The organism is Prevotella sp. Sow4_E9_plate, from assembly GCF_052116205.1.
Taxonomy (GTDB): Bacteria; Bacteroidota; Bacteroidia; order Bacteroidales; family Bacteroidaceae; genus Prevotella.
Genome location: NZ_JBQKLN010000024.1, coordinates 1 through 24162 on the forward strand (window position 1 = coordinate 1; position 24162 = coordinate 24162).

Below are 24162 nucleotides of genomic sequence, written 5' to 3' on the forward strand. Positions count from 1 at the left end.
GATATCTTTTTATGTTTGTAACTAATTGGATTTCAACTACAAAGATACAAAAAATATCGGAGATTACCAACTTTTTTAGGCACTATTTCTTATCCCGAACTGAGGTATTATCTGCATGATATCGATGAGGCTGAAGATGTAGTGCAGGATTGTTTTGTGAAATTGATGAGCAGGAGCATCATGCCGGAAAACATCAAGGCTTTCTTATATACCTCTGTGCGTAATGCCTGCATTGACCGGTTGCGCCGCCAGTCTCCGATAGATACGGAGATTTCTCCTTCTGACTTGAGCGGCACAATCTCTGATAATCAGGCGCAGGAAAGTTCTTTCCGGGAGGCGGAACTGTGGACGGCTATCGAAAAATTGCCCGAGCGATGCAGGGAAATCTTCCTGATGAGCAAGCGTCGTGCTGCGGGCTTGATGCTGCATTGCGAGCCTGGACTCTGCATCACGCCATTTTGTAATGATAAGGTGAAGTTTACCGAAATCAAGGACGCACAAGGTGTGGGGCATCCTGCATCTTATACAGATGAGCTTTATGGCAATGTAACTACCCGAACTGTGAGGAATCATGGCGGAAAATGGCTGGCTTGGCGCATCAAGTCGGCTTTGACCTTCCGTTCGGGCGACGTGTTTCTATCTTTGGGATGGCTGACAAGCGACTTCAATATCGAAAATGGCAGAAACAATATCCGCTATACGAAGGGTAAGCGATATAATGGCATCGAGAAGTATAAGCACACCAATACGCTCTTTGCATCTATTACAGGACAATTTTAAAGGAAGAAAGGGATTCTATGATGAAGATCAACAAGAAGGAACAGAATTTTGTGCTGAAGTATTTTCAGTCGGGCAAGCTGGATACCAGAAAGGCCTTGCAGAAGGTGAAGGCTCGGGCAGGCATTGCTGATGAAGAGATTTCGCATGCAGCAACTGTATCTTTACGCATGCGTCGTATCCGCTGGATAGCTGTGGCTGCATCTATTCTGGTGCTCTTCACCATAGGAGCCTATACGCTTTTGCAGCCAAAGACGGTGACGCTTTCTGCCGAATCGGAAGTAGTGGCATATCATCTGCCTGATGGAACGAGGGTATCATTGATGCCTCATTCTTCTCTTTCCTATCAGGAAGATGATTGCAGAAAGGTGAAGATGAAGGGCTGCATCTATTATCAGGTGAAGCATAATGAACAGCATCCTTTCGATGTGATGGGAGAGCATGGACATGTAAGAGTGCTCGGTACCCAGTTTATGGTGGATGAAAGAACGGATGTTCCCGAAGTAATGGTAACCTGTGGAAAGGTGCTTTTCACGGCTCGCAGTTCTGCTGAAGGTGTCTTCCTGATTAAAGGCAAGCGGGCACGTCTGTTGAAAGGGGCTGTCCAGCCTGAGTTGTTGGCTGATTATGATATCAATGATGTGGCATGGGCTACGCATCGACTGCATTTCGACAATACTCCATTATCCGAAGTATTGAAGGAACTTTCTAAATTATCAGGCACAAGATATACGGCTTCTGATGAGAGTAAGCGTCTGACGGGTGATTTCGAAACAGATTCCATCCCACAGGTTATCCAGGTAATAGAAGAAACATTGGGTGTTCAGATACAATAAGTGTTGGATAAAGCATCGCAAAAAGGGACTAACTTATGAAAAGTAGTCAATAAAATGAGAAAATAAGTAAAAAGGTCGCATCTTTCGTATTGATTAAGAGCGAGATTCAAAATAATTTTGTATCTTTGCCCTCGTAACAAATCAAACAATTGATAAATATATAAAAGTATGGACTTTAACAAACTATTCTCATTGGAGGGTAAGGTTGCCCTCGTGACAGGTGCCGCATACGGTATCGGTTTCGCTATTGCTGAGGCTTATGCCAAGGCAGGTGCTAAAATTGCTTTCAACTGCCGCAGCCAGCATCACATGGATCAGGCTCTTGCTGATTATAAGGCTAAGGGTATTGATGCCAAGGGTTATATCTGCGATGTAACAGATGAGGAGCAGGTGAAGAACATGGTTGCTGACATCGAAAAGGAACTCGGCGTTATCGACATCCTGGTTAACAACGCTGGTATCATCAAGCGCATTCCTATGACAGAAATGTCAGTAGATGACTTCAAGCAGGTGATTGACATTGACCTCACTGCACCATTCATCGTATCTAAGGCAGTTATCCCAGGCATGATCAAGAAGGGTCATGGTAAGATTATCAACATCTGCTCTATGATGAGCGAGCTGGGTCGTGAAACCGTTTCTGCATACGCTGCAGCCAAGGGTGGCTTGAAGATGTTGACTCGTAACATCTGCTCTGAGTATGGTGAGTACAATATCCAGTGTAACGGCTTGGGCCCAGGTTATATCGCAACTCCACAGACAGCACCTCTTCGTGAGCGTCAGGCAGACGGTAGCCGTCATCCATTCGACAGCTTCATCTGTGCAAAGACTCCAGCTGGTCGCTGGTTGGAACCAGAGGAGTTGGAAGGTCCAGCTGTGTTCCTGGCTTCTGAAGCATCTAATGCAGTCAATGGTCACATCCTTTATGTGGATGGTGGTATCTTGGCTTACATCGGCAAGCAGCCTAAATAAGATAAGGACCCTATCACAAGGTTAGTTAAATAAAAAATCCCATCCTTGCACAAATTGCGAGGATGGGATTTTTATGATTTACAATAATAGGCTATCTGTGAGGATTGTCCTATTATGTTTAAAAATAATCTTTACAATTATTTATTGAGTGCATCAGCCAACTCAGCGCCAGCTTTGAACTTTGCAACCTTCTTGGCAGCAATCTGGATCTTCTCCTTAGTTGCTGGGTTGATACCCTCACGTGCAGGACGCTCGTTTACGCTGAAAGTGCCGAAGCCTACCAACTGGATTTTGTCACCTGCGATGAGAGCTTCTTTCAAAGCGCTTGTTGTAGCATTGAGAGCTGCCTTAGCCTGTTCCTTTGAAATCTCAGCACCTGCTGCAATCTTGTCAATCAATTCTGTCTTGTTCATAATTTTACGTTATTAAATGATTAGTAATTTTTGCCTTTTTGTCCTTTTTGCTTACAAATATAGCTTTTTCCTTTGAAAGTTCAAATAAAAAAAGCAGAAAAGTGATGAAATTATCGAAAATTAAGTGTAATATGCTTATTTTTTGATGTTTTCACGGATATTTTTAGTAATTTTGCCCCCAAATTACAAAAATATTCGATAATTAATTAATAAGAAAGTTTATAGTTATGCGCAATATACCAATAGTTACAAAGAATTTGCTGATAGTGAATGTTGTTGCCTTTCTGGTGTGTTTTTTGATGGGAAAGAACGGACCAGACGGCTATGTGCTCAATGATTTGCTGGGACTTCATTTCTTTTTAGCATCTGATTTCCATATTTATCAGTTGTTTACTTACATGTTTATGCATGGAGGTTTTGAGCATATTATTTTTAATATGTTTGCTTTGTGGATGTTTGGATGTGTTGTAGAACGAGTATGGGGGCCGAAAAAATTCCTTTTTTATTACATTGCATGTGGCGTGGGAGCGGGCCTTTTTCAGGAAGCTGCGCAGGCAGTGCAGTTCTATGTCGTAGCTTCTTCTCAGTTGCCAGGGTTGTCTTTTTCTGAATTGACTGTAGTTGCTCATAATAGTTCTGCTGTGCTTAATCAATGGACTACTGTAGGTGCTTCTGGTGCAATCTATGCCATTTTGTTGGCTTTTGGTATGATTTATCCGAATGAGCGTATTTTTATATTCCCGTTGCCTATACCTATCAAGGCTAAGTATTTTGTTATTGGTTATGCAGCCATAGAACTGTTCTCTGCGTTGGCAACTACAGGTGATGGTGTTGCTCATATTGCCCATTTGGGAGGTATGGTATTTGGATTCTTTATGATTAGATATTGGCGTAAGCAGGTAGATGGTGGTTATGGCGGCTCTCATACGGCTGATGCATTTGATAAGTTAAAGAATATGTTTGGCGGAAAACGTAATACAGGTAAGAGAAACTTTACCTATACCCGTAATGATTCTTATACTTCTCAATACGAGCAGGATGCAGAGTGTACCACCAACGAGAAAGTTGTCTCTCAAGAGGAAATAGACCGTATCTTGGATAAGATAAGGAAAAGTGGATATGATAGTTTGACCAAAGAGGAAAAACAGTCTCTCTTTGATCAGAGCAACAAGTAATATCGTAGATGAAAACTTATGTTTAAAGGATTTAAGGAATTTACTTATCGGATGATTGCTGGTGCCAATGTGGCTACGATAGTAATCATGTTCTTGGTAGGCTTCTCAGATGTCTTGTCACCTGAGAAGCTTGGCATTTTTACAAATGCAGGGCTTACTTTTCCGTTATTCTTGGCAATCAACTTGTGTTTTCTCCTCTTTTGGTTATTGTTCCGTCCAAAATATGCTACAATACCATTTGTGGGATTTCTGGTATGCTTTGTTCCTGTTCGTAAGTATATGCCCATTAATGTAAATGGTGAGACTCCTTCTAAATGTATCAAGGTGCTTTCATATAATACGTGGAATTTTGGCGACCAGACAGAGGATTCTGAAGGTACTAATATTTCTTTAGCATATATTCAGGAACAAGATGCAGATATTGTTTGTTTGCAGGAAGCGATGCCAACCTCAAGAAATGTTCAGCAGATAGATAGTTTGTTAAAACCGCTATATGCTTTTCAAGATACGACCATGCATCCTGGTGGTGGAAATTGCCTGATGCTCTTGAGTAAATTCCCGATATTATCAAAGGAAATTATTCCTTATCAGTCTAAAGGTAATATGAGTGTGGCTTATCGCTTAAATATCAGGGGTCGAGAAGTGTTATTGGTTAATAATCATCTGGAAACGACTGGTTTAAGTCTGGAAGAAAGAAAGCAGTTTAAAAGACTTGTAGTGGGAAAACTGGAAGTGGATACTGCTGAACATACATCAAAGCTTTTAGTTGTGAAGTTAGCTGAAGCTACCCGAAAGCGTGCCTCGGAAGCTGAGGCTGTGGCCAGCTATCTGAAGCATTATGGGAAAATGAGTAAAATAGTTTGTGGGGATTTTAATGACGGTCCTATTTCCTATGCACATCGGACGATAGCTAATGGATTGACTGATTGCTTTGTTTCCAGTGGCAACGGATTGGGGATTAGTTACCATCATAGTGGATTTTTTGTTCGCATTGACAATATTTTATGTTCAGATGATTGGGAACCTTACGAGTGTAAAGTTGATGATAAAATCGCTGTTTCTGACCACTATCCCATCATTTGTAAGCTAAAAATGAGGGCTAAACATCAAAAATAGCGCAAATTATTCTTATTTACGAAAAAAAATGCGTATTTTTGCACGTCATTATATATGTAGCAACAATAATAAGACTGAAAATAAATAAATTAATAACAATAAAATAGAAATGCAAAACAAAGGAATTGTAATTTGTGTAGCCGTCTTACTGACACTCGCAAGTATCTTCTATTTGTCATTCTCGTTCGCCACACGTTATTATGACGGCGAGGCTGCAAAGATCAAAGACCCTATTGCACAGCAGGATTATAAGGATTCTGTTAAGTACTTGGGTGTTTATTCTTATCAGAACTGCTTGGAGACTCAGATAGGTCTTGGACTTGACCTTAAGGGCGGTATGAATGTAATCCTTGAGATTTCAGTACCTGATGTAATTGAAAACCTTGCCGATCACAAGACCGACGCTGGTTTTACCAATGCCATGAAGGAAGCTAGAGCTCAGGAAGAAGCTAACGGTGGTGACTTCGTGTCACTTTTCATTAACGCTTATCACAAGAGCGCACCTGGTCATAAACTTGCAGAAGTGTTCGCAACTCAGCAGTTGCAGGGCAAGGTTTCTCCTCAGAGCAGCGATGCAGAGGTAGAGAAGGCTATCCGCGCTTCTGTACAGGAGGCTATCGACAACTCTTTCAACGTTGTCCGCACCCGTATCGATAAGTTCGGTGTTGTTCAGCCTAACATCCAGAAGTTGGAAGGTCAGCAGGGCCGTATCATGGTAGAAATGCCTGGTATCAGCCAGCCAGAGCGTATGCGTAAGATGCTTCAGGGTAGTGCTAACCTTGAGTTCTGGGAGACATATAACTCAGAGGAAATCGCTCCTTATCTCCAGCAGCTCGATACTCATATCGCTAATGGTGACAATGGTGAGGAGAAGAATGATACTGTAGCTGCAGATTCTGCAGCCGCTAAGAAGAAAGTAGCTAAGGCAGAGCCTAAGAAGGCTGAGGCTAAGTTCTCTATCAAGAAGAAGGACGATGCTGCTGCCAAGGTAGGCGAGGATGCTCAGAATGCTGCTGCTATCAAGGCTCACCCATTGTTGGCTCGTTTGCAGCTCGGTGGTGGTTTGAGTATTGTTGGTTATGCCAGCGTTCGCGATACAGCTGCTATCAACAAGATTATCTATTCTGCAGTGGCTAAGCGCCTGCTGCCTTCAGACTTGCGTTTGCTCTGGGGTGCACAGCCTGCTGACAATATCAAGATGAAGAATATCTATGAGCTTCACGCTTTGAAGGTGACAACTACTACAGGTCGTGCTCCATTGGAGGGTGATGTCATCACAGACGCTAAGGATGAGTTCGACCAGATGGGTTCTCCTGTTGTAAGCATGAAGATGAATACTGAGGGTGCCCGCAAGTGGGCTCAGATGACCAAGGCTAACGTGGGCAAGGCTATCGCTATCGTTCTGGATGGTGTAGTTTACTCAGCTCCTCGTGTAAACGGTGAGATTGATGGTGGTAACTCACAGATTTCCGGTAACTTCACTATCGAAATGACCAAGGACTTGGCTAATACATTGAAGTCTGGTCGTATGCCAGCTCCTGCACGTATCGTTCAGGAGGAGGTTGTAGGTCCTACACTCGGTGCACAGTCTATCCAGATGGGTATTGTATCATTCGTTGTAGCTTTCGTACTCCTGATGGTTTACATGGTTATGATGTACAACATCATTCCTGGTATGATGGCTAACCTGGCATTGCTCGTCAATGTATTCTTCACACTCGGTATTCTGACGTCCTTCCAGGCAGCCTTGACATTGCCAGGTCTTGCCGGTATGGTCTTGTCTCTGGGTACTGCCGTGGATGCTAACGTGCTTATCTATGAGCGTATCAAAGAGGAGCTTCGCTCTGGCAAGGGTATGAAGCAGGCTGTAGCTGCCGGTTATGGTAATGCTTTCTCTGCTATCTTCGACTCTAACTTGACTTCGTTGATTACTGGTGTTATTCTGTTGACAACTGGTACAGGTCCTATCCGTGGTTTCGCTACCACATGGATCATCGGTATCGTAGTTTCATTCTTCACTGCTGTGTTCCTGACTCGTCTGGTTTACGACTATAAGTTGAACCACGACAAGTGGATGCACTGCAAGTTTGATACTCCTGTTTCTCACAACCTGATGCAGGGTAAGAAGTACAAGTTCATGTCTATGTACAAGACTACCTTCACCGTAGCTATCATTGCTGCTGTGGTATTCATCGGTAGCTTCTTTGTTCGTGGCTTGAGTAAGAGTATCGACTTCACTGGTGGTCGTAACTATGTGGTACAGTTCGAGAACCCTGTAGAGCCTGAGCAGATCCGTACCGTTCTTGGCAATGCATTCGTCAATGCAGACGGAACCAAGGCTACTACCAGCGCTATCGCTATCGGTACAGACGGTAAGACTATCCGTGTATCTACTAACTATATGATTGAGAGCAACAGTCCAACTGTTGACGATGAGGCTGAGACTATCCTCTACAATGCCTTGAAGAAGGCTAACCTGGTATCTCAGAAGAGTGTTGAGGCATTCAAGAACCCAGACGTTCGTCAGGGTGGTTCTATTATCAGTAGTACTAAGGTAGGTCCTTCAGTAGCTAAGGATATCACTATGGGTGCTATCTATAGTGTGCTCTTCGCTCTGATTGCCATCTTCCTCTACATCCTGGTACGTTTCCGCAACGTGGCCTTCTCTGTAGGTTCTACTATTGCGTTGGCATTCGATGCCTTGACAGTAATCGGTTTCTACTCACTCCTGTGGGGGCTCGTTCCATTCTCATTGGAGATCGACCAGACCTTCATCGGTGCTATCCTGACCGTGGTAGGTTACTCTATCAACGATAAGGTGGTAGTATTCGACCGTATCCGTGAGAACTTGAAGTTGCATCCAAAGGGAGATCGTCAGCAGATCTTCAATGCATCTATCAATGAGACATTGGCTCGTACCATCAATACATCTACATCTACATTGATTGTGTTGCTCTGTATCTTCATCCTCGGTGGTGACAGTATCCGCAGCTTCTCATTCGCAATGATTCTGGGTGTTGTATTCGGTACATTATCTTCTATCTTCATCGCTTCTCCTATGGCTTACATCGTTCTTGGTCGCAAGATCAAGGAGGAGCCAGCTGAGGAGGTTGCTGTTGCAGAAGTTAAGTAAAAAGTTGTTTTATCTTATTTCCATCTGGTGAAAACTGGATGGAAATAGATAACGGCAAATACTATAAATAACAAAAGGTCGCTTCCTGGTTTCTAGGAGCGACCTTTTATGGTTTTTACCAGATGATTCCGGTAAATAAGGTTTGTAGTAGAAGAAGTGGTCCCACCGAGAATCGAACTCGGATCAAAGGTTTAGGAAACCTCCGTTCTATCCATTAAACTATGGGACCTTCCCTTGCTAAAACAGTCAGATCTTTCTGCGTTTTGCAATTTGACTGCAAAGATACATCAAATCATTGACACGACAAAATTATTAACTATGTTTTTATCATTGTTGTTATCAAGTTTCCTCACTTTTGTTGAGTTAAACTGTGAAAATCTCTTCGATACGAGTCATGATTCGCTTAAAAATGATGTTGAGTTCCTTCCAGAAAGCAACTATCATTGGACTCCCGTCCGCTATTGGCGTAAACTGAATCTTCTGTCTCAAACTATAGTTGCTTTGGGCTATGAAGATTACTCAGTCAAGCATATAAGCAATAATGGAGAAATGGCAACTCATGTTGCCAACTCGATGACTGATTCTGGCAAAAAATGGAAACTTCCGGATTTCGTTGCTCTTTGTGAAGTGGAAAATGATAGCGTGTTGTTTGATTTAACCAAGCGCTCTGCTCTTCGTACGGCAGGTTATGAGTATGTAATGACGAATTCTCCTGATGAGCGTGGCATTGATGTTGCTCTCTTGTATCATCCCTTTTCTTTTGCTTTGATTCATTCCTGGCCTATTCGTATTAAACGATTACCCCATTCGCGTCCTACGAGAGATATATTATATGCTTCCGGTCGGATCATGAGTGATGATACTTTACATATATTTGTGGTTCATGCACCGAGTCGTAGAGGTGGTGAATTGGTATCCAGACCTTATCGTATGCAGGTAGCCAATCAACTGGCAGCTGCCGTTGATTCTATCTATGCAATCAATGATAGTGCCAAAATTATTGTGGCAGGAGATTTCAATGATTATCACGACTCTCCTGCACTTGAATATCTTTATCAGCATCATCTTATTAATATTTCTTCTAAAGCTAAAGGGAGTAATGGTGCTAAGGCTACTTATCGTTGGCATGGTGAATGGAGAAGTCTTGACCAGATTCTGCTGAGTGAATCGATGCAGCATCAGGAAAATGTCAGCAGGATAGGAGATTTGCCTTTCTTGCTCGAAGATGATGAGAAATATGGTGGTAAAAAACCTTATCGAACCTACCTGGGTCCGAAGTATTTAGGGGGTTACAGTGATCATCTTCCATTAGTGGCTCGGATTCTGATAGATGATAAATAAGGCATGATTTGCTTGACTTTTCTCAAAAAAGAAGGTGTAAAATGCACTTTTTTGTGAAAAAGCTTGCATATATTGCACAAAATTCGTAATTTTGCGCACGATTTACAAACATATAGTATTAAGATAACAATGACTCACAATTTGTTAAAAGGCAAGCGTGGCATCATCTTCGGTGCACTCAATGAGGAATCAATCGCTTGGAAAGTAGCCGTTAAGGCTGCTGAAGAGGGTGCTACCATCGCACTCAGTAATACAGCTATGGCTTTGCGTATGGGTACGCTGGATAAGCTCGCTGAACAGATCAACGCTCCTATCATCGCAGCGGATGCGACCAGCGTTGAGGATTTGGAAAAGGTATTCACTGAGGCTCAGGAGAAGCTCGGTGGCAAGATTGACTTCGTGCTCCACTCTGTTGCTATGAGCCCTAATGTTCGTAAGCATCGTACATACGATGATCTCGACTACAATTTCTTGAACAAGACTTTGGATATTTCTGCTATCTCTTTCCACAAGATGTTGCAGGTAGCCAAGAAGTTGGATGCTATCAATGAGTGGGGTTCTGTAGTAGCTCTCACTTACGTAGCTTCTCAGCGTACTTTCTTCGGTTACAACGATATGGCTGATGCCAAGAGCATGCTCGAGAGCATCGCACGCAGCTTCGGCTACATCTATGGTCGTGAGAAGCATGTCCGCATCAATACCATCTCTCAGAGCCCTACAGCTACAACAGCAGGTAAGGGTATCAAGGATATCGCGAATATGATGGACTTTGCTGACAAGATGTCTCCACTCGGAAATGCGGTAGCAGAGGATTGCGCTAACTATTGCGTAATGATGTTCTCTGACTTCACCCGCAAGGTAACTATGCAGAACCTCTTCCACGATGGTGGTTTCTCATCTATGGGTATGAGCCTCCGCGCCATGAACCAGTATGCTAAGGATATGACTCCTTACGAGGATGAGAATGGGAAGGTTATCTACGGATAATTGAAAAATAAGGAAAGAATGATGTATTACACATCATCACATCTACTCATAATAGGCAATACATGCTGTTTCCTACAGGGAAAGCGGTGTATTGCCTATTTGTCTTTTGGCTCACATCGAACGGTGTGAACACATGCGTCGAACGTCGTAAATGCTCACATCGTACGATGCACAAGCATGCTTCGCTCGGTGCACGGCGTGTGATATGCATACTTTAAACTATATGAATAACAGCCTGGCAGAGTCTTGATTTGTTAATTATACAGCTGAAGGGTAACCTTTTTCCTTTTGAATATGTGCTTAGATTAGTTTTAATAGTTGTTTCTTGTATATTATAGATGCAATATTCTTCCTGTTTTTGAGTTTATTTATATATAATAAGGTGTAAATTGTCAATTCAAGAAAGAATATAATGAAAAAGAACATTGCTATCGTGATGATGTTGTTGCTTTCTGCTATAGGAGCAATGGCACAAGGTGAGGAGAATCCTGTAGGAAGATTTTCTGTGATTCCTCGTATCGGTGTGGCTATCGCAAATCTGAGTGATAATTCCATTTATCTGACAACAGAAAACGGCAGGGAGGTGAAGTCTAAGAATCAGACTGGATTCTTGGGCGGACTTGATGTGGAGTATCGTGCCACAGACTATCTGAGTGTTTCTCTAGGTGCTTGTTATGTCCGTCAGGGTGCCAGATGGGGTGATTATGAGATGGCAGAAAATGGGAATGTTGTTAATAATGGCATCAAGAAATATACGGGTGTCAAGAATCATCATCTGAATCTTGACTATGTTCAGATTCCTTTGATGCTGAAAGCATACGTGGCTCCTCAGTTTGCCATCATGGCTGGTGCACAGGTGGGTTTCTTGTGCGGTGATGGCAAGATGTTGTCGGAAGAAACAGAGTTGGAGAAGGATAATAAGACTGGTTCTACTCTTTACAAGGAAAGCCGGGAAGTGGAGAGTATTTACGCTGCCAAGAAGGTGAATGTGTCTATTCCTGTGGGTTTATCGTATGAGTATATGAACGTTATTCTGGATGCCCGCTATCATATAGGTTTAACCAAGGTAAATAAGGAGGATGCCGGAGATTCCAAGAATAAGGTATTCACCTTTACAATAGGCTATCGCTTTGCGCTTTAATAAGAAAAAGCTCTATATCCTCAGTATTGAAGATATAGAGCTTTTTAGATTTTTATTTAAAAAAGGCTTCTTTTGTTCTTATTTCAAAGGACTTTTAGCCTTTTGTTTCTCAAAGATTAACCTACCTGGCTTCCTGGCTTAACCTTGCCAAGGAGTGAAGTAACATTCAAAGTGCCGTCGAAGTTGACTGCAGAGAGAATCATACCCTGGCTCTCGATGCCCATCATCTTGCGAGGAGCAAAGTTGGCTACGAACAATACGTCCTTGCCGATCAGCTGCTCTGGCTCGTAGTAGGCTGCGATACCTGAGCAGATGGTGCGCTCTACGCCAGAACCATCGTCGATAGTGAACTTCAGAAGCTTCTTAGACTTCTTTACCTTCTCGCAGTTCAGGATGTGACCTACGCGGATATCGAGTTTCTCGAAATCATCAAAGCTAACTTCTGGCTTGATAGGAGCTGCCTGGTAAGAAGCCTCCTCGTTGGCCTTCTTGGTGTCAGCAAGCTTCTGGAGCTGTCTTTCTATTACCTCATCCTCAATCTTCTCGAAGAGCAATTCAGGCTCACCGAGCTGGGTACCAGCTTTGAGCAGATCTGTGCTGCCGAGCTGAGTCCACTCGAAGTTAGGCATATTGATCATCTTGCGGAGCTTCTCTGAAGAGAATGGCAAGAATGGCTCGAAGGCGATGGCGAGGTTGGCTACCAGCTGGAGGGAGATGTTCAGGATGGTCTCCACACGCTTAGGATCGGTCTTCCAAACCTTCCAAGGCTCACACTCTGTGATGTATCTGTTACCGATACGAGCCAGGTTCATAGCCTCTTTCTGAGCCTCACGGAACTTGAATACGTTGAGATATTGCTCAACCTTCTCCTTCACGTCCTTGAACTCAGCGATGGCCTTCTCGTCTACCTCCTGCAATTCACCGCAGGCAGGAACTACGCCGCCCCAATACTTCTTGGTGAGCTGGAGGGCACGGTTTACGAAGTTACCGTAAACGGCAACCAACTCAGAGTTGTTGCGTTCCTGGAAATCCTTCCATGTAAAGTTGTTGTCCTTGGTCTCAGGCGCATTGGCTGTCAGAACATAGCGCAATACATCCTGCTTGCCTGGCAAATCTACGAGATACTCGTGCAACCATACAGCCCAGTTGCGGGATGTTGAAATCTTATCATCCTCCAGGTTCAGGAACTCGTTGGCTGGTACGTTGTCTGGCAAGATATAGTCGCCGTGAGCCTTCAGCATGGTAGGGAAGATGATGCAGTGGAACACGATGTTGTCCTTGCCGATGAAGTGAACAAGACGTGTTTCAGGATCCTGCCACCACTTCTGCCATGTTCCCCACTTTTCTGGATGAGCGTCGCAAAGCTCCTTGGTGTTTGAGATGTAGCCGATAGGTGCATCGAACCAAACGTAGAGCACCTTGCCTTCTGCTCCCTCTACAGGAACCGGAATACCCCAATCCAGGTCACGGGTCATGGCACGTGGCTGAAGATCCATATCCAACCAACTCTTGCACTGACCGTAAACATTGGTACGCCACTCCTTGTGACCTTCCAGAATCCACTTTTTCAACCAATCCTGATATTTGTTCAATGGAAGATACCAGTTCTTGGTAGGCTTCTTCACGAGGCCATGACCAGGGTTGTTCTTGTTGGTAGGGTTGATAAGTTCCTCAGGAGAGAGGGTAGCACCACATTTCTCGCACTGGTCGCCATAGGCACCTTCTGCACCGCAGCGAGGGCAAGTGCCCACGATGTTACGGTCGGTAAGGAATTCGCCTGTTACCTCATCACAGAACTGCTCCTCTACCTTTTCCTCCAATACACCCTTGTCGTAGAGAGTGCGGAAGAAGTCAGAAGCAAACTTATTGTGAGTAGGCGAAGTGGTACGGCTGTAAATATCAAAAGAGATGCCGAAATCCTCGAAACTCTTCTTGATGAGGTTGTGATAGCGGTCAACAACCTCCTGTACTGTAATACCTTCCTTCTTGGCACGGATGGTTACTGGTACACCATGCTCGTCGCTACCGCCGATGAAAACAACGTCTTGCTTCTTGAGGCGAAGATAGCGAACATAGATATCGGCTGGCACGTAAACACCTGCCAGGTGGCCGATATGCACACCACCGTTAGCGTAAGGCAATGCTGCAGTTACGGTGGTACGTTTGAAATTCTTTTGTTCCATATTAGCTAATATATTTTTGTAATTTGCCTGCAAAATTACAAAAAAATGTTGGAAAGTAGAAAGGATTGGCGCTCCTTTTTCTTACTTATCTATATAATAAGGTGGCATTTTGTGTGGAAAATGGATAAAAAGAGCTAAAACAGCAATAATAAGTAGAGTTGTCCGAAAATAAAAAAGACCCTAAGCAGTTGAGCTTAGAGTCTTTTTTATTATCATTTACTATTTTTATCTGTTATTTTTTTCTTTTTTCTCTATGATAAAGAAGTTATTACCCTGTTTCGTCTTGTTATCCTAATATCCATCTTTTTATGTTGATGATGATAGGATTATTCTTACATTACATTCATGTAGGCGATAACAGCCAACTCTGCAACAAGAATAACGAAACCAATCTTCTTAACTAATTCTGTAATTTTAAAAATGCAATTCATATTCTATATAGTTTTGTTGCTTGTAATTTACCCCTTACACTTATGTGCTTGGTTCTTTTATCGGTTGCAAAGGTAGTGGTTTTTCTGTTATCTGTGGGGTAAATATTGATTTTTTGGGGTATGAATTGTTTAGAATATGGGTAAAAACAATAGGTTTTGCTACGATAAGCGTAAAATTTACCCTAAATGAATTCCGTCTCCGTTTTCAGAATGGATGTTTTTTTATCTGTATTTCTTGCGTTGTAAAAATGAGGGATGTCTGTTATGTACAACAAAAAAGCCTTAACGAACCCCTTTAAAGGTGCGCTAAGGCTTTTTTGAACCAGGAATGTATATTTCTGGTGCAATTGATAGATAACCTCCCTTATACTTATTATAATGTCTTAAAGACTCATATAGGCAATGACAGCTAACTCTGCGAGCAAGACTACGATACCTATTTTCTTTACTGCTGATGTAATTTTAAAAATGCAATCCATGATCTTAAAAGTTTTTGTTGTTAATAATTGACCACTACGTTGCCGTATGATCTTGTTTACGAATGCAAAGTTAGGGCTTTTTTGTTAATGTATGGGGTATTTATTCTTGTTTTTGGAGTAAAAATGTGTCTTTATTGTTAAAAAACAACAGTTATTACCTCTGTTGTGATAGAAATTACTCCCCTTGTGTTATCTTTTTCTTTATATTTATGCAGTATTAAGAGGGCGATAATGCGTTTTTTTATCCAACATTTTGTCACAATTGTCCTCTTTCTGCCCAGTCTCCTCTGTCTAATGTACGGTAACCTATGGCTTCAGCAAGATGTTGAGGCTCTACGTTCTCACAACCAGCCAGGTCGGCTATTGTTCTTGCCACTTTCAGAATTCTATTATATGCCCTGGCAGAAAGAGACAATTTCTCCATGGCCATGCGCAGGAGGTTGATTCCTTCCTCTGTCGGTTCTGCAAACTGGTGAATCATCCGTTCCGTCATTTGAGCATTGCAATGAATGCCCTTGAAGTCTTTGAATCTGTTGGCTTGAATCTCCCTGGCTTTTATCACTCTCTCCCTGATATTTGCGCTAGGTTCGCCTGGCGCAGCTTTGGAGATGTCCTTGAACGGTACAGGACTTATTTCGCACTGTATGTCTATTCTGTCAAGCAGTGGTCCTGATATTTTATTCATGTATCGTTGGATTTGTCCTGGTGTGCAGACGCATTTGTGGGTAGGGTCACCGTAATAGCCGCATGGACATGGGTTCATGCTTGCTACAAACATGAAGGAGCATGGGTAGTCTATGGAATATTTTGCCCTGCTGATGTTGATGTGGCGATCTTCCAATGGTTGTCGCAGTACTTCAAGGGTTGTTTTGTTGAATTCCGGAAGTTCGTCGCAGAAGAGCACGCCGTTGTGCGCCAATGATATTTCGCCCGGCTGAGGACTGGTTCCTCCACCGACTAGGGCTACTTGTGAAATCGTATGGTGAGGTGCTCTGAATGGTCGTTGGGAAATGAGTGAGACATTCTTGCCCAGTTTTCCTGCAATAGAGTGGATCTGGGTTGTTTCCAGGCTTTCTGATAAGGTTAGAGGAGGAAGGATGGATGGCAGTCTTTTTGCCATCATGGATTTGCCTGATCCCGGAGGGCCTACCATGATAAGGTTATGACCGCCTGCAGCAGCCACTTCCAGTGCACGTTTTACGTTTTCCTGTCCACGTACATCTGCATAGTCATAGTCGCAATGAGTCTGGTTCTCGTAGAATTCCTTCCGCGTATCTACGATGGTTGGTTCTGGTGCAGACTGGTCGCTGAGAAACTGGATTACTTCAAAGAGATTTTTCATGCCGTAAACCACAAGATTGTTTACGACAGCTGCTTCCCGGGCATTCTGTTCCGGTACGATAAGTCCTTTGAAATGTTCTGCTCTGGCTCTGATAGCGATAGGAAGTGCGCCTTTTATGGGTTGCAAGGTGCCGTCAAGGCTCAGTTCTCCTACCATCATGTATTCTTTCAAGTGCTCTTCTGGAATATTCCCGTTTGCGCCCATGATGCCTATTGCCAACGGTAGGTCGAAGCTGCTTCCTTCCTTTCTGAGATTGGCAGGAGCCAGATTGATGGTAATATCCGCAATCGGGAATTTGAAGCCACTATATTGTAGGGCAGCCGCAATACGGTCACGGCTTTCCCTTACTGCCTCATCTCCCAGACCGGTAAGATGATACATTACACCCTTGTTGAGGCTTACTTCTACGGTTACAGTAGTGACTTCCAAGCCATTAACTGCTGCACAATATGCTTTTACTAACATATGGCTACTGGTTTTAAAGGTTTATGGTATGGCTCGATGTTTTTACTTAAGCAATTCGTCGAGCTTATTGTAAAGCTCTTGCTTTTTCATGCCTCGGGCGATGATTTTTCCATTCTGTAGCAGAATGATATTTGGCAGGGATTTGAGTCCCAGTTTGTTCAGGGTCTTGTCTTCCATCATCTCTCCGTTGCAGATAGTTGGAGAAGTGATGGAATCTCGCTTAATGTTCTGCTTGCATTCATATTTGCTGGCGTCCAGGCAGAATCCCATCAGCTTGAGCCTTCCGTTAGCTTTCTTCTGGCGTCTCTTGAGTTCTCTCTGAAGTTCCTGACTGTCATAGTTGTATGATGCCCATGTATAGATGACAGCCACTGGAACGCTACTCAAATCAGCAGATGAAACCATTTTGCCATTCAGGTCGTAGGCTGTAAATGTTGGCAACTGTTTTCCTACGCTGCTGTTTCTGGTATCGGTTGCCCATGTCTTCATTTTACCGAATAGAGGATTCTTTCCCTGTTCTTTTTCAAGAAGTGCAAGGAGAGAAAGTGCTTTGTCGTAGTCGGGTGAAGAATTGGCAAAGAAATACTTTCTTATCAGGTATAGGCTTACAACAGATTTTGTGTTTGCCTTGATGAAATCTTCAGCATGTTTTTTCTCCTGTGGAGGAGTGTCGTTGAGGATGCTTTGACGGAACTTGGTCATGAGTTCATTGGTCTTAGTGCCCTTCACTTCCATTTCCTTCAGGTGAGAAGCGTCCGCCTTGATATCTACCGACTTTCCTGATTCAGCAAAGATAGGCTGTTCAGAGAAGTTTGGGAATACAATCATGATGGTGTAGTTTTCCTTGCATGGTTTTTCGAAAGAGAAACGGCCACCTTGTACTTTGATAGTGTCCATACCTTCAAAGCCTCCATCCAGACTATAAACATAAAATTCACCTTGGTTCATGTGAAGAAATTTGCCTTCAATTTGAAAATAACCACTTCTTGCCCCACATGAGGTAAGTATTAAAACTGAAATAAAATATATGATGTAAGCAAATTTTTTCATAATGAAAAACTTTAAGGGGTGCCGCGAGCGGGACTCGAACCCGCACAGCCATTACTGGCCAAGGGATTTTAAGTCCCTCGTGTCTACCAATTCCACCATTGCGGCATGGTAAACGTTAAGAGTTAGAGCGGAAAACGGGACTCGGACCCGCGACCCCAACCTTGGCAAGGTTGTGCTCTACCAACTGAGCTATTTCCGCATTGTTGCGAGTGCAAAGGTAATGCTATTTCTTCATTCTACCAAAAGATTTACATTTTTTAAGACGAAGAATCCTCATTTTTTTCGTTTTATGGCTTAAAATGTAGCATTTTCGCTTAATTACCTACTGTCAGCACGCTTCCGTTGCCCGAATAAACCACTCTGTATCTCATGAGTGCTTTGTCGTTTTTTCCTTGACCGCCACTTGTTATCGTGCCGTTTTCCAGGTTATAAACTCTTTTGCATTTGTTGCAAACGACTGATTGGCGGTTTCCTGTCCATTCCAGCGGATAGTTGGTCCCGCCATATTGCTGGATGCAGTTAGGGCATTGACGGTCCCACGCAGCGTAACCGTTGAAGTTGGTAGTTCCCAAGATAAAGCCGTTTTTTGTTGCGTCGGTTGTATTGCTTCCAGCGCCCATGTGGCTATAGTTGGCGTAATTTTCCTTGGCAGTTGAGAGGATGATAGTCTCCGTATGATTCCTGCCGTCGTTCAGGGTGGAGTAGATGTTCCAGACTCCGTTTACCCTTTTGGCACTAACCATGGTGTAGGTTCCTGCGCCACTCAATGCAGTAACAATGCTGCAGTCGAGATGATATTGGGTTCTGAAGATAAACTGGCACAGGTATTGTGTGCTGATGGTGTTTTCTGCATCGCACGAACAAAGTAAGAGCATAGCTATTCCAGCCATGCTCTTCACCTTATTATATATATATACCTTATTATATATGCTATTCTTCATACAGAAGCCTTTTCTGTTTTTATTTCAAGAGTTCCTTTTCTGCATTCTCCATGCGTTCGAAGTGGAATTCTGAGAGGGTTTTCTCCATCAGTTCCTGAATCTTGTCGTTGCAGAGATTGCCGATACTTCCCTCGTGAGTATGATGAATGTCCTTGTTTGGCTTGAATTCACCTGCTTCAATTTCCAGTCCAACAGTCTTGTAGGCGTCACGGAAAGGCATTCCGTTGGCAGCAAGCTGGTTCACTTCCTCTACAGAGAACATTGGGTCGTAGCGAGAATCATCAAGAATATGCTCGTTCACCTCCATCTTGTTGATGATGTAAGCAGCCATCTGCAGGCAGTCCTTCAACTCGTCGAAGGCAGGAAGGAACACTTCCTTGATAATCTGAAGGTCGCGGAAGTAACCCACCGGCAGGTTGTTCATGATGAGCATCACCTGCTGAGGCAAGCTCTGCAGCTTGTTGCTCTTGGCGCGAATCAGCTCGAATACGTCAGGGTTCTTCTTGTGAGGCATGATGCTGGAACCGGTGGTGCACTCCTTAGGCAACTTCACAAAGCCGAAGTTCTGGCAGTTGAACATGCAGGCATCGAAAGCCATCTTTGCCAGTGTTCCTGCCACGGTAGCCATGGCGAAAGCCACGTTGCGCTCCATCTTTCCTCTGCCCATCTGGGCATAAACCACATTATAGTCCATGCTGTCGAAACCGAGAAGCTCGGTAGTCATGGTGCGGTTCAATGGGAATGAACTTCCGTATCCTGCTGCGCTGCCCAACGGGTTGCGGTTGGTCATGCGGTAAGCAGCCTGCAGGAAGAGCATGTCGTCGGCAAGTCCCTCAGCATAAGCGCCAAACCAGAGTCCGAATGATGAAGGCATCGCCACCTGCAGGTGGGTGTAGCCCGGCATCAGAACATCCTTGTACTGGTTGCTCTTCTGAATCAGCTCGTCGAAGAGAATCTTCACTGCGTCCACAATCTCCTTCAACTCATGACGGGTGAAGAGTTTGAGGTCTACCAGAACCTGATCGTTGCGTGATCTTCCCGAATGAATCTTTTTACCCATGTCGCCCAGTTTCTGGGTGAGCATCAGTTCTACTTGGGAATGAACATCCTCCACGCCGTCTTCAATGACGAACTCGCCCTTGTCAGCGATGGCGTAGATATTCTTCAATTCTGCGAGGAGCTGTGCCAGTTCATCCTTCTCCAGGAGTCCGATGCTTTCGAGCATGGTGATGTGCGCCATACTTCCCAGTACATCGTACTTGGCGAGATAGAGGTCGAGCTCACGGTCGCGGCCTACGGTGAATCTTTCGATTTCCTTGTTTACTTCAAAGTTCTTTTCCCAAAGTTTATGTGCCATAATTTCTTTATTTTTAATCCTGGTAAGGAATCATCGCCAGGGCGTCGGCAATCTTCTCGATGCCTTCCTGCAATGGCTTCTTCACCATACCCTTGATAAACATGTTGAGCTCAGCCTTGATGGTGAGCTTCATCTTGCATGAGAATTCTCCTGTAGGGAGCAGCTGAATCCAGAAGTTGAATGGGATAGGGCTGTTTTCTGTCTCGAACTTGATGGTTTTTGGAAAATCTCTGTCGATGATGCGCATCTTCAGGTCGCCCACCATAGGAGCGTTGATAGTGATGCTGTCGCTGTCGAATCTCAGGTCCTTGAGTTTCTCCATTTCCTTTCTCTTGTCCTCAGGAATCTGGTCTTTCACCTGCTCGAAGCGGTCCTTGAGCACCTGCAGGTTGTTGAGGTCGCTCAAAGTATTAAAAACAGATTCCTGCTTGTGAGGAATCTGTTTGATATTACTTTCGAATGTACTTGTACTCATTGATTGATGGGTCAAAAATTACTTCTTCCAGTTAGCTGGGTCCTTGCGCCACTCGTGGAGCAACTCTACGTCTTCCTGCTTGATGTAGCCAGTCTCGAGAGCCTCTTCCACTACGTGCTCGTAGTCAGTCAGAGTAACCAACTTCACGTTAGCATCAGCGAAAGCCTTCTCTGCTATAGGGAAACCGTAGGTGTAGCTAGCTACCATACCCACAATCTCGTTGCCGTTCTTGCGGAGCGCCTCTACAGCCTTGAGTGAGCTGCCGCCTGTAGAAATCAAATCTTCTACAACAACAACCTTAGCCTTAGGGTCGAGCTCACCTTCAATGAGGTTCTGCATACCGTGATCCTTTGGTTTAGAACGGACGTAAACGAAAGGCAAGTGCAACTCGTCAGCAACCAAGGCACCCTGTGCGATGGCACCTGTAGCCACACCGGCAACAGCGTCAGCCTCTGGGAACTGCTCCAGGATGGCGTGTACGAGCTCGAGCTTCACATAGTTGCGGAGTTCAGGGAAAGACAATGTCTTGCGATTATCACAATAGAAAGGAGACTTCCAGCCAGAAGCCCAAGTGAAAGGATCGTTAGGCTGCAATTTGATAGCCTTAACCTTCAATAACTTAGATGCGAATTCTTTCTTCAGTTTGTCCATAATTATAAGGAATTAATAATTAATTTTTGGCAAAGGTACTACAAAAATGTGAGTTATTGCCACAAAGATGCGATTTATTATATATTTTTTATACCTCAAGCCCATTTTTCTGCTGTTTTCGACTATTCTTCAGTTCTTTTTTTATTCCTTCGTCCATCCTACGGATGTGAAGCTGAATTTCATTTTGCCGGCTTTCATGAGTTCCTGGCAGCAGGCGTTGACGGTGGCTCCCGTGGTGCAGACGTCGTCTACGATGAGAAGATGTTTGCCCGTCAGGTCTGTGATGGGGTGCTTTCTGCCTTTCTCATCGTGATAGTATGTAGCAAGCTGGAATGCATGTTCCACGTTCTCCTGTCTTTGCCGTTTGTTCTTGTGGGTTTGACTTTCGGTGAAGACTTCCCTTCTTACTGCATCGGTGATGATGGGCAGCTGGGTTTGCCTCCTGATGCCTAGGGCTATTTGTTCGCTTTGATTATAGCCACGTTTCTCCTTCCTTTTGGGTGTCAGTGGAATGGGGATGATGGCGTCAATTCCTTCAAAGAATTTTCTCTCGATTCCTTCTTTGCCAATCATTTCTCCCAAGAAGAAGCCTGCATCCGGTCTGTCTCCATATTTCAGGGCATAGACGGACTGGCTGGCAGGCGAATGGCCCTGGTAATAAAACAAGGAGGCGCATCGCTCGATGGGAATATGTGCCCAGAAAATCTTTGCCATCTCGTTCTCGTATGGATTTTCCCAGGTATCTGTACGAGGCAAAGTCGAGAGGCAGGATGTGCAGAGCATTTCTTCCGGCCCATGAAGGCGTCTACCACACATCAGACAGTGGCGGGGAAATAACAGGTCTAGTATTTTCCCTAATAGGCTGATTTGCATTACTTCTTTTTTACTTTGAACTTCTTTACTTTGAACTTTGAATTTTGAACATTGAACTTTATAATTAGTAAAGCCGTTGAATTATTCACTCTTCACTCTTCGTTCTTCACTTTCTTCCCTAGAAGTCTTCTTCGAAATCGATGTCGCCCAAATCTTCTTCTTTCATCGTGTCGATGCATTTGTGAATTACATCCATGCTGTATCCTCTGCCAAGGGCAAAACGGATGAGTTTCATGGAGCGTTCATAATCGTTTTTAGCCTTGATGCTCTTATATTTGCTTTTCATCAGGGGCAGGAGGGTTTCCGTGTACATATCGTCCTCGATTTCCTCGAAGATGGGGTCGGAGATTTCCTTGGGAATGTGTTTCAGCCAGAGAGCCTGCTCCACCTTCCTTCGTCCCCACTTGTTATATTTTATCTTGTCGTTGATAAAGAAGCGGGCAAAGCGCTCATCGTCGATAAATTTCTTCTGAGTCAGAAATTCCATGTTTCGGGCGATGGCTTCCTCTTCCAGTCCCCATTTCTTCATCTTGTCAAGCATCTCTTGCGAGCAATGTTCGGCTTTCGTGCAGAGGGTGGTGAGTTTCAGTAGTGCCTGTTCCTCTGTCATCGGCTTCTTGGGGCGCTTGGAGTTGTCATAATATTCCATAATGCATTTATGTTTTATTGGGAGGATTACAAATCCTCCGGTTTTGATAGGTCGAACCTTTTTTTACTGCGGATTGCAAATCCGCAGGGACGCCTGGCGGTGGACTTTCTGGAATCGCTAGGCGTAGTCTTCCGCTAGGCGTAGTCTTCCGCTAGGCGTAGTCTTCCGTTAGGCGTAGTCTTCCGTTAGGCGTTCCGCTGGATTTGCAATCCGGCGTCAAAAAATGTTCGACCCTATTATTTTGCGGATTTGCAATCCGCTTATCTAATAGTCTATTTCATTGCTCGCATCATTCTCTTCTTTCCGAAAGCATCTTCTTTGGTTTCAATATCCCTGAAGCCAAATCCTTCGAGCATTTCTCTTGTCTCCTTTTCGTAAAGAGGGTTGATTTCGAAATAGAGCATGCCCCAGCTTCGCAATTCTAATGAGGCGAACTCGGCGATGGCTCGATAGAACTTCAGAGGATCTTCATCGGGCACGAAGAGGGCGAGATCGGGCTCGTAATCAAGGACGTTTTTCTCCATATCTGCCTTCTCCTTTTCGCAGATATAAGGAGGATTGCTCACGATGATGTCTGCTTTAAAATGTTCTTTTCCGTTTGTTTTACACATTTCAAGCAAGTCGAAAATATTGACATTTTTGAAGATAGCTTTGGACGCTAACTGCTTGGCATTCTTTGTGGCAACATTGCAGGCAGAGTCGGAAATATCTATTCCTAATACTTCTGAATCTGGAATGTCAAGGCTCAGGGTAATGGCAATGCAGCCAGAGCCGGTACCTAAATCTATGATTCTTGGTCGAGGAGAGGCTAGTTTAGTATGTCTAGCTTTTTTATAACAATGTGTCATTTTGATGAGGAATCTCAAACGTAAATATTTGCGCTTGAACCATCCTTTTCCCTCAAACAAGTTTACGTCTTCAAAGGCAACGTCAGGGCTGATGTTAAATTCTTTTCTGATAATTTCCTCTACATTTTCCCAGTTCTCCTTCTGTGTTTCCACAATCCATTGACAAAGCTCGGCGGTCTCAGGTCTTGGGATGAGCACGCCCGGCTCTACATGGAAAGTCCGGCCAGCAAAGTCGGCTTTGCCCAGAACATACTGCACCGGTTCGCCATTTTGCAGTCTTGTGATAATTTCTTCCAGATTTCTTCCTTCGTCTGCGGATAATTCATTAACTTTGCCGCAGATTATGTCGGTCAGAGTCATTCCATATTCCACATCAAGCACGGTGCGGACGATAGCCTGCGCTTCGCCAGCATCATAGAGTGGGGTAAGGGATTGCCAAAGTTGCTGATAAGTTTTCATCTTGATATTGCTTGTTGCGATTTGATATTGTTTTGCAATTTGATTTGAGAGCAAAGGTACGACATTTT

Annotated in this window: 20 protein-coding genes and 3 tRNA genes; 9 read left to right on the forward strand and 14 right to left on the reverse strand. The window is 43.9% G+C overall.

What is annotated here, in order from left to right:
- Nucleotides 1-111: 111 nt before the first annotated feature.
- The 3 genes from ACTQ53_RS10390 to ACTQ53_RS10400 all read left to right on the forward strand — a co-directional run bounded on the left by ACTQ53_RS10390 (nucleotide 112) and on the right by ACTQ53_RS10400 (nucleotide 2585).
- Entirely contained in the window at nucleotides 112-780 is a 669-nt protein-coding gene (locus tag ACTQ53_RS10390; RefSeq protein ID WP_441932996.1) for a sigma-70 family RNA polymerase sigma factor, read from the forward strand.
- A 17-nt stretch (nucleotides 781-797) separates the two neighbouring features.
- Nucleotides 798-1613, forward strand: coding sequence for a FecR family protein (locus ACTQ53_RS10395; RefSeq protein ID WP_441932973.1), 816 nt, complete (start codon nucleotides 798-800; stop codon nucleotides 1611-1613).
- Nucleotides 1614-1781: 168 nt separating this feature from the next.
- The gene (locus tag ACTQ53_RS10400) at nucleotides 1782-2585 is read left to right on the forward strand and encodes a gluconate 5-dehydrogenase (protein WP_153089633.1); all 804 of its coding nucleotides are present in this window, start codon (nucleotides 1782-1784) and stop codon (nucleotides 2583-2585) included.
- 137 nt (nucleotides 2586-2722) lie between these two features.
- Here the strand turns inward: ACTQ53_RS10400 and ACTQ53_RS10405 are convergent, their stop codons facing one another.
- Complete coding sequence (locus ACTQ53_RS10405) at nucleotides 2723-2998, reverse strand: HU family DNA-binding protein (RefSeq protein ID WP_153122011.1); 276 nt, start codon at nucleotides 2996-2998, stop codon at nucleotides 2723-2725.
- Nucleotides 2999-3225: 227 nt separating this feature from the next.
- Here ACTQ53_RS10405 and ACTQ53_RS10410 point away from each other — a divergent pair, with 227 nt between their 5' ends.
- The 3 genes from ACTQ53_RS10410 to secDF all read left to right on the forward strand — a co-directional run bounded on the left by ACTQ53_RS10410 (nucleotide 3226) and on the right by secDF (nucleotide 8422).
- Nucleotides 3226-4173 (forward strand): rhomboid family intramembrane serine protease, encoded by a 948-nt coding sequence (locus tag ACTQ53_RS10410; RefSeq protein ID WP_441932974.1) that lies wholly within the window; start codon nucleotides 3226-3228, stop codon nucleotides 4171-4173.
- 18 nt (nucleotides 4174-4191) lie between these two features.
- On the forward strand, nucleotides 4192-5289 hold the full coding sequence (locus ACTQ53_RS10415; RefSeq protein WP_441932975.1) for an endonuclease/exonuclease/phosphatase family protein: 1098 nt from the start codon (nucleotides 4192-4194) through the stop codon (nucleotides 5287-5289).
- A 109-nt stretch (nucleotides 5290-5398) separates the two neighbouring features.
- A complete protein-coding gene (secDF, locus tag ACTQ53_RS10420) occupies nucleotides 5399-8422 on the forward strand; it encodes a protein translocase subunit SecDF (protein WP_441932976.1) in 3024 nt (1007 codons plus the stop codon).
- Between the two features lie 157 nt (nucleotides 8423-8579).
- On the opposite strand, the gene ACTQ53_RS10425 is transcribed toward secDF, so the two are convergent.
- Nucleotides 8580-8651, reverse strand: a tRNA-Arg gene (locus tag ACTQ53_RS10425).
- Nucleotides 8652-8740: 89 nt separating this feature from the next.
- Here ACTQ53_RS10425 and ACTQ53_RS10430 point away from each other — a divergent pair.
- The 3 genes from ACTQ53_RS10430 (at nucleotide 8741) to ACTQ53_RS10440 (ending at nucleotide 11891) form a co-directional block, all read left to right on the forward strand.
- On the forward strand, nucleotides 8741-9763 hold the full coding sequence (locus ACTQ53_RS10430) for an endonuclease/exonuclease/phosphatase family protein (protein ID WP_295347070.1): 1023 nt from the start codon (nucleotides 8741-8743) through the stop codon (nucleotides 9761-9763).
- A 129-nt stretch (nucleotides 9764-9892) separates the two neighbouring features.
- A complete protein-coding gene (locus ACTQ53_RS10435) occupies nucleotides 9893-10750 on the forward strand; it encodes an enoyl-ACP reductase FabI (protein ID WP_089545314.1) in 858 nt (285 codons plus the stop codon).
- 412 nt (nucleotides 10751-11162) lie between these two features.
- Complete coding sequence (locus tag ACTQ53_RS10440; RefSeq protein WP_295346955.1) at nucleotides 11163-11891, forward strand: porin family protein; 729 nt, start codon at nucleotides 11163-11165, stop codon at nucleotides 11889-11891.
- A 116-nt stretch (nucleotides 11892-12007) separates the two neighbouring features.
- Here the strand turns inward: ACTQ53_RS10440 and metG are convergent, their stop codons facing one another.
- From metG to ACTQ53_RS10500, 12 genes are all read right to left on the reverse strand, one after another.
- On the reverse strand, nucleotides 12008-14074 hold the full coding sequence (metG, locus tag ACTQ53_RS10445; RefSeq protein WP_264951163.1) for a methionine--tRNA ligase: 2067 nt from the start codon (nucleotides 14072-14074) through the stop codon (nucleotides 12008-12010).
- Between the two features lie 1166 nt (nucleotides 14075-15240).
- Nucleotides 15241-16791 carry a YifB family Mg chelatase-like AAA ATPase gene (locus ACTQ53_RS10450; protein ID WP_153122017.1) on the reverse strand — a complete coding sequence of 517 codons (1551 nt, stop codon included), beginning with the start codon at nucleotides 16789-16791 and terminating at the stop codon, nucleotides 15241-15243.
- 42 nt (nucleotides 16792-16833) lie between these two features.
- Nucleotides 16834-17841 carry a DUF4369 domain-containing protein gene (locus ACTQ53_RS10455; RefSeq protein ID WP_441932977.1) on the reverse strand — a complete coding sequence of 336 codons (1008 nt, stop codon included), beginning with the start codon at nucleotides 17839-17841 and terminating at the stop codon, nucleotides 16834-16836.
- Nucleotides 17842-17860: 19 nt separating this feature from the next.
- Nucleotides 17861-17946: transfer RNA gene (locus tag ACTQ53_RS10460), tRNA-Leu, on the reverse strand.
- Nucleotides 17947-17967: 21 nt separating this feature from the next.
- Nucleotides 17968-18040 (reverse strand) — tRNA-Gly (locus ACTQ53_RS10465).
- A gap of 115 nt (nucleotides 18041-18155) precedes the next feature.
- Nucleotides 18156-18782: a hypothetical protein gene (locus ACTQ53_RS10470; protein ID WP_293629176.1), complete on the reverse strand. Its 627-nt coding sequence runs from the start codon at nucleotides 18780-18782 to the stop codon at nucleotides 18156-18158.
- 19 nt (nucleotides 18783-18801) lie between these two features.
- Complete coding sequence (gene argH, locus ACTQ53_RS10475; protein ID WP_294971162.1) at nucleotides 18802-20139, reverse strand: argininosuccinate lyase; 1338 nt, start codon at nucleotides 20137-20139, stop codon at nucleotides 18802-18804.
- 13 nt (nucleotides 20140-20152) lie between these two features.
- The gene (locus tag ACTQ53_RS10480) at nucleotides 20153-20614 is read right to left on the reverse strand and encodes a polyketide cyclase (RefSeq protein WP_089543321.1); all 462 of its coding nucleotides are present in this window, start codon (nucleotides 20612-20614) and stop codon (nucleotides 20153-20155) included.
- Nucleotides 20615-20632: 18 nt separating this feature from the next.
- Nucleotides 20633-21265, reverse strand: coding sequence for an orotate phosphoribosyltransferase (gene pyrE / locus ACTQ53_RS10485; protein WP_153122021.1), 633 nt, complete (start codon nucleotides 21263-21265; stop codon nucleotides 20633-20635).
- A 141-nt stretch (nucleotides 21266-21406) separates the two neighbouring features.
- Nucleotides 21407-22138 (reverse strand): double zinc ribbon domain-containing protein, encoded by a 732-nt coding sequence (locus tag ACTQ53_RS10490; protein WP_294971157.1) that lies wholly within the window; start codon nucleotides 22136-22138, stop codon nucleotides 21407-21409.
- Nucleotides 22139-22256: 118 nt separating this feature from the next.
- Nucleotides 22257-22787, reverse strand: coding sequence for a regulatory protein RecX (locus ACTQ53_RS10495; protein ID WP_441932978.1), 531 nt, complete (start codon nucleotides 22785-22787; stop codon nucleotides 22257-22259).
- A 272-nt stretch (nucleotides 22788-23059) separates the two neighbouring features.
- Complete coding sequence (locus tag ACTQ53_RS10500; RefSeq protein ID WP_441932979.1) at nucleotides 23060-24094, reverse strand: N5-glutamine methyltransferase family protein; 1035 nt, start codon at nucleotides 24092-24094, stop codon at nucleotides 23060-23062.
- Between the last annotated feature and the right edge of the window lie 68 nt (nucleotides 24095-24162).